A 12,709-nucleotide genomic window follows, 5' to 3' on the forward strand; every position below is an offset into this window, starting at 1 on the left:
GCACGGCCACGCGTCAAAATTGCGCGAGGTCCTAGTGCGGAATGCCCGGTGCCCGGGTCAGCCTTTTGGATGGTGCAAAGCGCGGGCAACAAAAAAGCCGCCCGGTAAAACCAGGCGGCTCTGATGAAGCTAACGCTTCGGCGTGTCCCGATTAGGGACGACCGCCCGTCGGGAAGGGCCACGACGCGGCGGGGTTCAGCGCGGTCTTCGCGCCCGGGGCAGCAGCCGTGGTGGGCGGCGTGGCGGGCTTCTTCGGAGCGGCTTTCTTCGCAGCGGGCTTCTTCGCGGCAGCAGCCGGCTTGGCGGCAGGCGCCTTCTTGGCAGCAGGAGCCTTCTTGGCGGCGGGAGCCTTCTTGGCAGCCGGGGCCTTCTTGGCTACGGCCTTCTTGGCGACAGCCTTCTTGGCGGCCGGGGCCTTCTTGGCAACGGCCTTCTTGGCGGCCGGAGCCTTCTTGGCAACGGCCTTCTTGGCGACGGCCTTCTTGGCAACCGCCTTCTTGGCGACGGCCTTCTTGGCAACTGCCTTCTTGGCGACGGCCTTCTTGGCAACTGCCTTCTTGGCTACAGCCTTCTTGGCGACGGCCTTCTTGGCAACTGCCTTCTTGGCAACGGCCTTCTTGGCGACAGCCTTCTTGGCTACGGCTTTCTTGGCAACTGCCTTCTTGGCGGCCGGGGCCTTCTTGGCGACAGCCTTCTTGGCGGCAACCTTCTTCACGGCCGGCTTCTTGGCGGCTGCGACTTTCTTCACTGCGACTTTCTTGACGGCAGCTTTCTTGGCCGGAGCGGCCTTCTTCGCTGCTGCCTTCTTGGCGGCGGGCTTTTTCACCGCTGCCTTCTTTACGGCTTTCTTGGCTGTTGCCATGGTCATGCTCCTTAGGTTCAGGGGTCCCAGAACTTAAACCCGTGCCTCGACCCGCCAACAAGGCGGACCGTGCCCGGGCTATTCATCGGCGCATGCCGCTGTTCTGTGCGAGCAACAGCTACTACGGTTTGCGCTAATGAATTCGGCACAGCCATTTGATATGGCCCCCGCTCCTTTGGCGCGAGCCATTTCAAATGGCGCCGGTAGGCAGCCTGATCACAGGCCGCCAACCGCTTGTTCTACGTGTTCGAAGACACCCTGACCAAGGAGATTGCCACCAAGCCTGTCGCGAACGCGACGCGCCATCCGATGTGGAAGGGCGTGCCCGCGCCGGGCTTGATGGCGAACTGCTTTACTCCCAGCTCAGCGTGCCACCGGTTTGATATTCGATCACGCGAGTTTCAAAAAAGTTGCGTTCCTTCTTAAGGTCGATCATTTCCGCCATCCACGGGAAGGGATTTTCTTCCTGCGGGTACAGCGGTTCGATACCGATTTGCTGGCAACGACGGTTCGCGATGAAGCGCAGGTAGGACTTGAACATGGGTGCGTTCAAGCCCAACACGCCGCGCGGCATCGTGTCTTCGGCGTAAGCGTATTCGAGTTCGACCGCTTTGCGGAAGAGTTCTCGTATTTCTTCGCGGAATTCCGGCGTCCACAGATGCGGATTTTCCAGTTTGACGGTGTTGATCAGATCGATGCCGAAGTTGCAGTGCATGGATTCATCGCGAAGGATGTACATGTACTGCTCGGCCGCGCCGGTCATCTTGTTCTGGCGGCCAAGCGCCAGGATCTGCGTGAAGCCAACGTAGAAGAACAGGCCTTCCATCAGGCATGCGAAGACGATCAGGGACTTCAGCAGCGTCTGGTCGGCTTCGGGCGTGCCCGTCTTGAAGTTGGGGTCAGCGATCGCGTCGATGAACGGGATCAGGAACTCGTCTTTGGCGCGGATGGACGGAACTTCGTTGTAAGCGTTGAAGATCTCGGCTTCGTCCAGGTCCAGGCTTTCGACGATGTATTGATAGGCGTGCGTGTGGATGGCTTCTTCGAATGCCTGGCGCAGCAGGAACTGGCGGCATTCAGGAGCCGTGATGTGGCGGTAGGTGCCCAGCACGATGTTGTTGGCGGCCAGCGAGTCGGCGGTCACGAAGAAGCCGAGGTTGCGCTTGACGATGCGGCGCTCGTCCTCGGTGAGCCCGTTCGGGTTCTTCCAGAGGGCGATGTCGCGCGACATGTTGATCTCTTGCGGCATCCAGTGGTTGGCGCAAGTAGCCAGGTACTTTTCCCAAGCCCACTTGTACTTGAAAGGCACAAGCTGGTTGACGTCGGTCTGGCCGTTGATGATGCGCTTGTCGGCAACCTTGACGCGCTGCGAGGTTGCGGAGCCGCTGGCGGACAGGCCAGCCGCGTGTTCAGGCGCGGCAGGCGTGGGCATGGCGGTGTCGCCGAACACGCCCGTCGCTTCCCGGACTTCGGGCGCAGCCTGCCCGCCCGCCGCGGGGGCGGCCGGTTGTGCAGGTTGCGTTGCGATGGTGTCGTCGTCCCAATTAATCATGATTCATTCTCCGGAGGCGGTTATTGGCAGGCTTCGCACTCTTCGAAGCCGGGGTCGCCCGGCCGCATGGTGCAAACCGCCCCGAGAACTTCGGGTTCCGGCAAAACAGGTGCTGCGGCAACGGCGGAGGCCGTGGACGGGGTGCCTGCGCTGACGGCGTTCAGTTCGCCGCCGCGTCCCGTGGACTTCTCGGCGCTGGTGGCGCCAAGGGTGCGCAGGTAGTACGTGGTCTTCAGGCCACGCGTCCATGCCAGCTTGTAGGTGTCGTCCAGCTTCTTGCCCGATGCGCCAGCCATGTAAATGTTCAACGACTGGGCTTGATCGATCCACTTCTGGCGGCGCGACGCGCATTCAACCAGCCAGCGCGGTTCGACTTCGAACGCGGTGGCGTAGAGTTCGCGGAGTTCGGAAGGTACGCGATCGATGCGGGACAGGCTGCCGTCGAAGTACTTGAGGTCGGCGACCATGACTTCGTCCCAGAGACCGAGTTTCTTCAGGTCACGCACGAGGTAATCGTTAACGACCGTGAACTCGCCGGAGAGATTCGATTTGACGTACAAGTTCTGGAAAGTGGGTTCGATGCACGCAGATACGCCAATGATATTGGAAATAGTGGCGGTTGGGGCGATTGCGATGCAATTGGAGTTGCGCATGCCGTGTTCTTTGATGCGCGCGCGCAACGTATCCCAATCGAGCGTGCTCGATTCATCAACGTCGACATGACCACCGCGTTCTTCACGCAGCATCTTCAACGTGTCTTGCGGCAAGATGCCACGCGACCACAACGAGCCTTCGTACGATTGATAGCGGCCGCGTTCTTCGGCAAGCAGGCTCGATGCGTAGTAGGCGTGATAGCACACGGCTTCCATCGAGCGATCGGCGAATTCAACGGCGGATTGCGATGCGTAAGGCACGCGCATCATCTGCAGGCAATCCTGGAAGCCCATGATGCCCATGCCCACCGGACGATGGCGCGCGTTGGAATTGCGGGCCTTGTCGACGGCGTAGTAGTTGATGTCGATCACGTTGTCGAGCATGCGCATGGCGATGCTGACCGTGCGCTTGATCTTGTCGTGGTCCAGTTCGAAACCGCCGCCGGCAGCCGGCTTCATGTGAGCAACCAGGTTCACGGAACCCAGATTGCAAACCGCGATTTCGGATTCGTTGGTGTTCAGCGTGATCTCGGTGCAGAGGTTCGAGCTGTGCACCACGCCCACGTGCTGCTGCGGCGAACGGATGTTGCACGGATCCTTGAACGTGATCCACGGGTGGCCGGTTTCGAACAGCATGGACAGCATCTTGCGCCACAGCGTCAGCGCCGGCATCTTCTTGAAGAGCGTGAGCTCGCCGCTGGCGACGCGGGCTTCGTAGCCGATGTAGGCTTCTTCGAAGGCGCGGCCGTACTTGTCGTGCAGGTCGGGGCAGTCGGACGGCGAGAACAGCGTCCATTCACCACCTTCCATGACGCGCTTCATGAACAGGTCGGGAATCCAGTTCGCCGTGTTCATGTCGTGCGTGCGGCGGCGCTCGTCGCCGGTGTTCTTGCGCAGTTCCAGGAATTCTTCGATGTCCAGGTGCCACGTTTCCAGGTACGTGCAGACCGCACCCTTGCGCTTGCCACCCTGGTTCACGGCGACGGCCGTGTCGTTCACGACCTTCAGGAACGGAACGACGCCCTGGCTTTCGCCGTTGGTGCCCTTGATGTGGCTGCGCAGCGCGCGGACCGGAGTCCAGTCGTTGCCCAGGCCGCCGGCGTACTTGGCCAGCAGGGCGTTTTCCTTGATGGCGTCGTAGATGCCTTCCAGGTCGTCGGAGACGGTGGTCAGGTAGCACGACGACAGCTGCGAGTGCAGCGTGCCCGAGTTGAACAGCGTGGGCGTCGAGCTCATGAAGTCGAACGAGGACAGGATCTCGTAGAACTCGATGGCGCGCGTTTCGCGATCGGTTTCGCGCAGCGCCAGGCCCATGGCCACGCGCATGAAGAACACCTGCGGCAGCTCGATGCGGGTGCCGCGGATGTGCAGGAAGTAGCGGTCGTACAGCGTCTGCAGGCCGAGGTAGCCGAATTGCAGGTCGCGCTTGGCGTTCAACGCCTTGCCCAGCTTGGTCAGGTCATAGTTGGCCAGTTCGGGCGACAGCAGGCCGCCTTCGATGCCGCGGGCGATGAAGGTGGGGAAGTATTCGGCGTAGCGGGTGGCCATGCCGTCTTGCGAGACTTCTTCACCCAGCACTTCCTTGCGGATCGTGTGCAGCAGCAGGCGGGCGGTGACCTGGCTGTAGGCCGGGTCCTTTTCGACCTGGGCGCGCGCCGACAGGATGGCGGACTTGAACACTTCGTCGACGGGGATGCCGTCGTACAGGTTCTTGACCGTTTCCTTCAGGATGGCTTCGGCGTCGATGAATTCAGACAGGCCTTCGCCGGCGGCGACGATGGTGGAGCGCAGTTCGGCGAGATCCAGCGGGCGACGCACGCCGCCGTCGGTGACGTTGAGCACGTGTTCTTGCGGAGCGGCGGCAGCGTTTTGCTGGTTTTCGGCAGCAGCGGCGGCGGCGCGTTCCTGCGTGCGCTTCTCGCGGTACAGGACATAGGCGCGCGCGACGTCATGTTCGCCCGAGCGCATCAGGGCCAGTTCGACCTGGTCCTGGATGTCTTCAATGTGGAAGGTGCCGCCGTTGGGGCGGTTGCGCACCAGGGCGTTGACGGCCTGGCTGGTCAGCGATTCGACCAGTTCACGCACACGCGCGGACGCGGCGCCCTGTCCACCATTGACGGCCAGGAAGGCCTTGGTCATGGCGATGGCGATCTTGCTGGGCTCGAAGCCCACGACCGAGCCATTGCGGCGAATGATGTTGTAGCTGGCCCACTTTCCGCCATTGGCGTCAGCAGGGGAATCAGATTGAGAGGGCGGCACGGCCGAGGGCCGGGTCACAGAGGCGATCGTAGTCTGCATGGAAGCTCCTGTGCGTAAAAGCGCGTAGATAACGACATGACGACGTCATGTCTGGTACGAAATGGGATCTGGTAATGGGGGTCGCAACGTCCGGACGGGCTAGTCCGTAAGGCGTGGCCGGCGGGAATCAGCGCTTAGGCGACCACAAGATATAGTGTAGCACCCCTCGTTGGACACTAATTCTAGTGATCGAGGTTTACAGGGACAAGAAGAAGATGAAACGAATCCCTCAAAAGATTGTAACCAAATGCACTAGGCGCGCCCCGCAAGGCGCGCCCAGGTCAGTGACCACTCAGACCGGCTTTTTATGCGGTTTTCCGCAGAGGAATGGCGTGCGGGGCAGGCGCCATATAGCTCTGCATCAGACGCGCCAATTCGGTCCGGTACTTCTCGACGTTCGCGGCCTTAATGTGGCCAAACCCGCGAATGTTTTCTGCCAGGGCGGCGATTGTAGCTGCTTGCGAAAGCTTGTCCCGGGTCAACCCCACAAGTAGCTGGTCTATGGTCTGGCGGTACTCCCGGATCAGCCCACGCTCCATCTTGCGTTCGGCGGTGTGGCCGAAGGGATCGAACCAGGTGCCGCGCAGCCCCTTGAAGCGCGTCAGCAATTTCAGTGCCGACATCGTGCGCGGGCCCAGCGTCATCTTGCGGGGCACGCCGGTGCGCGGGTCCTTGCGCGCGAATATGGGGGGCGCCATATGGAAGCGCAGGCTGTAATCGCCCTCGAACTGGCCTTGCAACTGAGCCTGGAACGCTTCGCCGGTGTACAGGCGCGCGACCTCGTATTCATCCTTGTAGGCCATGAGCTTGAAGAGACTGCGGGCCACCGCCATCGCCAGGCGCGGGGATTTTGCGTCGGGAGCGAGCTCCCGTTCGCGAGCCGCGACGGCTTCGACGATGTCCTGGTAGGCGCGGGCATACGCCGCGTCCTGATAGGACGTCAGGTCTTCGATGCGGCGCGCCACCGCGCGCTCGAAAGTTTCAGGCACGTGCAGCTGCACGACCTGCGCGCGCGGGCGCAGTGCGCCTTCCAGCGCGTCCGGCTGGTGAGCCGCCAGGCGGCCGCTGTCGAACGCCGCGCGGTTGGCTGCCACCGCCACGCCGTTCAGTTCGATGGCGCGGTAGATGGCGGCTTGCGACAGCGGAACGCCGCCGCGCTGCCACGCATAGCCCAGCATGAACATGTTGGACAGGATGCTGTCTCCGAACAGCGCCAGCGCCGCCTCGTGCGCGTCGATGGCGGCCGTGTGGGTATCGCCCGCAGCGTGCCGGATCTTGGCCAGCAGGGCTTCGGGGCGCATGGCGGCGTCGGGATTGCGCGTGAATTCGGACACCGGTGCGACGTAGGTGTTCACCGTGACCTTCGTGTGGCCGCGGCGCAGGGCGCCCAGCGAATCCGGCGCCACAGCCGCCACCGGATCGCACAGGATCGCCGCATCGGCCTGCTGCCAGTCCAGGCGCACGGGTCCTGCGGAAGCGCCCGGGGGCGCAAGCCGGATGTGGCTGACGACGGTGCCGCCTTTCTGCGCAAGGCCGGTCAGGTCCAGCACCGCGGCCGACAGGCCCTCCAGGTGCGCGGCCATCGACACGATGGCGCCGATGGTGATCACGCCCGTGCCGCCCATGCCCGCGACGAGCAGGCGATAAGGATGGTCCAGCCCGGGAGCTTCGGGCTCGGGCAATTCCGCGATCAGGCGTTGCAGGCGTTCCTGGTCTGCCTTGGGCGCTGCGCTTTTCCTGGGCTTGCCGCCCATGACGGACACGAAGCTGGGGCAGAAACCTTCGGCGCAGGAGTAATCCTTGTTGCAGCTCGACTGGTCGATCGCGCGCTTGCGACCGTACGGCGTTTCCAGCGGAACGACGGACAGGCAATTGGACTGCACGCCGCAATCGCCGCAGCCTTCGCACACCGCGCTGTTGATCAGCATGCGGCGCGCCGGGTCCGGGAACTGGTTCTTCTTGCGGCGGCGGCGCTTTTCGGCCGCGCAGGTCTGGTCGTGGATCAGCACGGTCACGCCGGGAATTTCACGCAGCTCGCGCTGCAGCGCATCCAGCTCGCGGCGGTGATGAACGTTGATCCCCGGGCCAAGGTCCACGCCCTGGTACTTTTCGGGCTCATCGCTGGTGACGACGATGCGCGCCACGTTTTCCCCACGCAGTTGCTGGCAGATCTGCGGCACCGAGATCGGACCATCGACCGGCTGTCCGCCCGTCATTGCCACCGCGTCGTTGAAGAGGATCTTGTACGTAATGTTGGCGCGTGCGGCCACGGCCTGCCGGATCGCCAGGTAGCCGGAGTGGTAGTAAGTGCCTTCGCCCATGTTCTGGAAGATGTGCGGCATCTTGGTGTAGCGCGACAGTCCGATCCAGTCGACGCCTTCGCCGCCCATCTGCGTCAGCCCGCCGGTATCGCGGTCCATCCATGCGGCCATGTAGTGGCAGCCTACGCCCGACAGCGCCTGGCTGCCTTCCGGCACCTTGGTCGACGTGCTGTGCGGACAGCCCGAACAGAAATAGGGGCGGCGGCGCATCCCGTCGGCGTCGTTGGACAGCGGAGCCTGGCATTCGAAAGCCGACACGTCACGGCTGACCGGCAGCCCGGCGGCGCGTGAAAGCCAGCCTGCCAGCGGAGCGGCCAGCAGCGAGGGGCGCAGCTGCCCGGCCGACGGCACCAGGGATTCGCCGTCCAGGCCCTTCTTGCCGATCACCGTGGGCCGATCGGGCAAATTGAAAAGCAGGTCCTTGATCTGGCTTTCGACGACGGCGCCTTTTTCCTCGATCACCAGGATGTGCGACAGGCCGCGCGCGAACTCCAGCAGTCGGCCCGTGTCCATCGGCCACGTCAGGCCGGGTTTGTAGATCCGCACCGGGGCGTTTGCCGTGACCGTATCCACGCCCAGGCGCGACAAAGCCTCCAGGGTGTCCAGATGCGCCTTGCCCACCGTGACGATGCCCACCGTGGCCTTGGGCGCGGGACAGGTCAGCTTGTCGATGCTGTGGCGGCGCGCGAACGCCGCGACCGCCTTCATGCGCAGGTTCATCCGCGCTTCGACAGCCAGCGACAGGAAGTCGCGCGCCGAGTATTCCAGCGACTCGGGCGGCATGTCGGGATCGGCCGGCATGTCGTAGGACTGAATGGGTGCGGGGGTGAAGGAGTGGCCGCTTTCAATGGTTTCCGACACCGCCTTGAACGCGACCCACGTGCCTGCATGGCGCGACAGGGCCCAGCCCCACAGCGCGAAGGTCTCGTATTCGTCGATCGACGTCGGGTGCACGATCGGCATCTGCCAGCCGATCAGCGACGCTTCGCTGGCGTGCGGGATGGACGACGACACGGCGGTGTGGTCGTCGCCCACCACCACCAGCACGCCGCCATGGCGCGACGCGCCTGCGGCGTTGCCGTGGTGCAGGGCGTCGCCGGCGCGGTCCACGCCGGGGCCCTTGCCGTACCACATGGCGAACACGCCATCGACGTTGCGGTCGGCGCGCACGCCGGCCTGTTGGGTGCCCATGACGGCGGTGGCCGCCATGTCTTCGTTGATGCCGGGCAGGAAGCTGATCTGGTTGGCATCCAGCGCTTTCTGCGCCTTCCACATGGCCATGTCGACCCCGCCCAGCGGCGATCCCCGGTATCCGGACACGAACCCGGCGGTATTCAAGCCGCGCTCGCGGTCCACCCGGCGCTGGGTCAGCATCATGCGCACCAGGGCCTGGGTGCCGGTCAGGAAAATGCGGCCGGACTCTCGGGTGAGGTTGTCGGCAAGCTGGTACTCAAGGTCCAGCGGGGGGGCGGCGGCGGGGGTACCGTCCATAGTGAATGCTCCTCGTCTTTCGCACCATGATAGGTTCGCCAGGCATCGGGTTTATTGCGTTTTTGGATCGTGCTATCCCTATAATTCGCAATGAACATTTCGTGTGCCATAAAAAACAGGAGACAAACGCATGGACAAGACCGATATCGGCATCCTCAAGGCCCTGCAGGAGGACGGCCGCGCCTCGGCGCAACAGCTTTCAGAAAAGGTCGGCCTGTCCGCCGCGCCGGTCTGGCGACGGGTGAAGGCAATGGAGGCGAGCGGGGTGATCCAGGGCTACGCCGCCCAGGTGGACCGCAGCAAGGTGGGCCTGGGCTGCATGTTTGCGCAGATCAGCCTGGAGCGGCACTCCGCCAACACGGTAGAGAATTTTGAACGTTCGGTGCGGGACGCGCCGGAGATCCTGGAGTGCTACGCGGTCACCGGAGACTCGGACTTCCTTTTGAAGATCCTTGTCGAAAGTCCCGAAGCCTACGACCGCTTCCTGCATCGGTTCCTGTTCAACATGCCGGGCATCCGGCAGACGCGCACCATCGTGGCGCTGCGCGAGATCAAGCACGAACAGCGGTTGCCGCTGTAGGCGCAACGCGCGTCCTCTCTATATATAGAGGACGCGCCGCGCGGGGAAGGTCGCGCAGGTTTATTGGGGCTGGATGCCGGAGATGCGGATCCATTCCTTCCAACGCGCCGTGTCCTCCTTCACGAAGGCGTCAAAACGCGCCACATCCATCGACTCCGGGGTCAGGCCCAACGCGCGCAGTTTGGCCGACGTGGCCTCGTCCTTGACCGCCGCCTGCAGGTAGGCGTTCATGCGCGCGACGATTTCCGGGGGCGTGCGCGCGGGAGCCGACAGGCCCAGCCAGCCCGCCACGACGAAATCCGGGTAGTACGTGGCCATGGTCGGCACACTGGGCCAGGCATCGTGGGGTCGCGCGCCGGTCACGGCGATGGGGATGAGTCCCTTGCCGTCGATCTGGCCCATGGCGGTCAGGTAATCAACAAAGGCGAAACCGATCTGCTTGCCGCGCAGGTCCGTGATGATCTGCGTGATGTTCTTGTAGGCCGCGCCCGTGATGTTGACGCCGGCGCGCTGCTTGAACAGTTCGGACGGCACCTGCGAGGACGAGCTGTAGTAGCCGAAGAAGACGTCGCCGGGATGCTTCCTGGCGTACTCCACCAGTTCGGGCACCGTGCGGTACGGGCTGTCCGGCGATACGACGCCCACCGTGCCGAATGTGCCGAGCATGCCCACTTGCTCGAAGTCCTTTTGGGCGTCGTACGGCAGGTTCTTGTACAGGAACTGGTTGGCGGAGTGGGTGGAGTTCGTGGACAGCAGGAAGGTATAGCCGTCCGGCGCCGCGTTCTTGCTGGCGTTGGTGCCGACGATGCCGCCGGCGCCGGGGCGGTCTTCGACGACGACCGTCTGTCCGGTCTTCTCGCCCAGGTATTGGGCAAACGTGCGGGCGGTCAGGTCGGCCGCGCCGCCTGCCGCGGACGGCACGATGATGGTCACGGGCTTTTCGGGCCAGCCGGCGGCGTGCGACGTCGAGGCCAACAGCAGGCAGGCGCCCGCGAGGGCGGGGCGCAGCAAGCGGGAAATGTTCATGTCTGTCTCCTGGTTGCGCCGGGGCGCGTCGTTATTGTTGTGGTCGTTGTTGCGGTCGTCGTTGTGGTTGTCGTCCTGCGCGGTCAGCCGAATTGCCCGCGATGCCAGCCGAGGATGGCGGCCGCGCTGACCTGCCATGTGTCCGCATACATCATGCAATGCGGCTGTCCGGCAAGCCGGGCGTGTGAAAAGCCGTAGCGGCGCGCGATGGCCTGGTCCTGGCCAGGCGGATGCCGGTCATGCGTGTCCAGTCCGGCTTCCAGGCACAGGCCGGGGGCGCTGATCGACTCGGCGCCGACCGTAACGCGCAGCAGGTACCGGTCATTCAGCACCTGCGGGCTTTCGGCGCACAGCCGCCGGGCCACCTCGCTGACATCGCGGTTGGGCGTGGTCGCCAGGAAGCGCGCACGGATTTCGCTGTCGTCGGGCGCAGCGCGCGGGGTGTCCGGCGGCACGGCGGGCAGGCCCAGCGCGCCGGGCAGGTCGCCGGGCGGCGAGGGCGCCAGCAGCACCACGCCGGCCACGGGGCGCTGCCCGGCGGCCAGCAGCGCCGGCAACGCACCCATGCTGTGGCCCACGACGACGGTCTGGCCTGGCAGCGCGTCCAGGGCGCTGACGACATCCTGTCCCAGGTCGGCAATGGCGACGGACGTGAAGGCGGCGCCCTGGGGCTGCGCGCCATGGCCGCGCACGTCCAACGCCGCGCAGCCCAGGCCGGCCTTCGCGAAGTAATCGAGATAGTGCGCATAGCACCAGGCGCCGTGATAGGCGCCCGGCACGAACAGCAGGCCGGGCCTGTCGTCTTGCGGTGTCGCGCCAATCAACAGCCGGCCTTGGCCGGCATGGAGAACGGGCAGCCGGTCGGCCGCGCCGAAGTCCAGCGGATCCGTGGCGGTGATGAGGGGCGATGGCGTGTGGGTGGTGTGCATATTGCGGCCATCTTAGAAGCCGGCTTATGATCAGAAAAATTTATTTTTCATATGGTTTGATAAGTCTGGCTAATATACCGCGCATGCGTCCGCTTCCCGACCTGTCCATTTCCCACTATCGGCATTTCCTGCTGGTGGCCGAACTCGGCAGTTTCCGCGCAGCGGCCGCCCGAGCCTTCCGGTCGCAGCCGGCGCTGTCGCTGTCCATCCGCGAAATGGAGCAGCGCCTGGGGCAGCCGCTGTTCGAGCCCGGCAATCGGGGCACGCTCACGCGCTTCGGGCAGGACTGCGTGCCGCTGGCGCGCGAATTGGTGGACCACCACGACCGCGTCGCGGGCGCCCTGTCGGGGCTGGCCAGTAGCGGCGCGGGCTCCCTGGCGATGGCGTCGGTCGCCTCCGCGGCCACGCACTGGCTGCCCGAGCTGGTGGCGGCCTATCGCGAGCACTACCCGGCCGTGGCGCTGCGCCTCTTCGACGACAACTCCGAGGGCGTCGAACGCATGGTCCTGTCGGGGCAGGTTGAACTGGGCGTGTGCAGTCTGGTGTCGCGCGACCGCCGCCTTTCCTTCGAACCGCTGCTGCGCGATGCGTTTGGCCTGGTCTGCCATCGCGGCCATCCGCTGGCCGGCCGCAAGTCAGTGACCTGGCGCGAGATCGCCGACCTGCCTTTGGTGGGGACCATGGCGCATCGCCAGTTGGCCGGCTACCCGCAAGCCGCCTTCATGCTGGACCGGCAGGTGTTCGTGTCCAACATGATGTCGCTGCTTGCCATGCTGGAGCGCGGCGTGGGCGTCACCGTGCTGGCCCGCTTGGGCGTGCCGCCGGACTCGCCCGGCCTGGCGTTCGTGCCCTTGTCGCGACCGCGCATCGAACGCGAGCTGGGCATCATCCGGCATGCCGGCCGCAGCTTGTCGCCGGCAGCCGCGCGCATGGAAGAAATGCTGCGTGCGAAGGCGCTGCGCGGGTAGGTTGGTGTCGCTTGAAACCAACGCATTTT

At 64.5% G+C, this 12,709-nt stretch carries 8 protein-coding genes; 2 read left to right on the plus strand and 6 right to left on the minus strand.

Features of this window, described 5'->3' with window-relative positions; all coding sequences use genetic code 11:
• Nucleotides 1-151: 151 nt before the first annotated feature.
• The 4 genes from RT614_RS27470 to RT614_RS27485 all read right to left on the minus strand — a co-directional run bounded on the left by RT614_RS27470 (nt 152) and on the right by RT614_RS27485 (nt 9,177).
• Complete coding sequence (locus tag RT614_RS27470; protein ID WP_313625583.1) at nt 152-862, minus strand: histone H1-like DNA-binding protein; 711 nt, start codon at nt 860-862, stop codon at nt 152-154.
• A gap of 352 nt (nt 863-1,214) precedes the next feature.
• Entirely contained in the window at nt 1,215-2,414 is a 1,200-nt protein-coding gene (locus tag RT614_RS27475) for a ribonucleotide-diphosphate reductase subunit beta (RefSeq protein WP_313625584.1), read from the minus strand.
• Nucleotides 2,415-2,434: 20 nt separating this feature from the next.
• Nucleotides 2,435-5,365, minus strand: coding sequence for a ribonucleoside-diphosphate reductase subunit alpha (locus RT614_RS27480; protein ID WP_313625585.1), 2,931 nt, complete (start codon nt 5,363-5,365; stop codon nt 2,435-2,437).
• 305 nt (nt 5,366-5,670) lie between these two features.
• On the minus strand, nt 5,671-9,177 hold the full coding sequence (locus RT614_RS27485) for an indolepyruvate ferredoxin oxidoreductase family protein (RefSeq protein WP_313625586.1): 3,507 nt from the start codon (nt 9,175-9,177) through the stop codon (nt 5,671-5,673).
• A 130-nt stretch (nt 9,178-9,307) separates the two neighbouring features.
• Here RT614_RS27485 and RT614_RS27490 point away from each other — a divergent pair, with 130 nt between their 5' ends.
• On the plus strand, nt 9,308-9,757 hold the full coding sequence (locus tag RT614_RS27490) for an Lrp/AsnC family transcriptional regulator (RefSeq protein WP_313625588.1): 450 nt from the start codon (nt 9,308-9,310) through the stop codon (nt 9,755-9,757).
• A 60-nt stretch (nt 9,758-9,817) separates the two neighbouring features.
• Here the strand turns inward: RT614_RS27490 and RT614_RS27495 are convergent, their stop codons facing one another.
• Nucleotides 9,818-10,783 carry a tripartite tricarboxylate transporter substrate binding protein gene (locus RT614_RS27495; RefSeq protein WP_313625589.1) on the minus strand — a complete coding sequence of 322 codons (966 nt, stop codon included), beginning with the start codon at nt 10,781-10,783 and terminating at the stop codon, nt 9,818-9,820.
• Between the two features lie 83 nt (nt 10,784-10,866).
• Entirely contained in the window at nt 10,867-11,712 is an 846-nt protein-coding gene (locus tag RT614_RS27500; protein WP_313625591.1) for an alpha/beta fold hydrolase, read from the minus strand.
• Between the two features lie 83 nt (nt 11,713-11,795).
• On the opposite strand from RT614_RS27500, the gene RT614_RS27505 reads away from it, so the two are divergent.
• Nucleotides 11,796-12,680 (plus strand): LysR substrate-binding domain-containing protein, encoded by an 885-nt coding sequence (locus tag RT614_RS27505; protein ID WP_313625593.1) that lies wholly within the window; start codon nt 11,796-11,798, stop codon nt 12,678-12,680.
• Nucleotides 12,681-12,709 lie beyond the last annotated feature (29 nt).

Source organism: Achromobacter sp. (genome assembly GCF_032102605.1).
GTDB lineage: Bacteria > Pseudomonadota > Gammaproteobacteria > Burkholderiales > Burkholderiaceae_B > Achromobacter.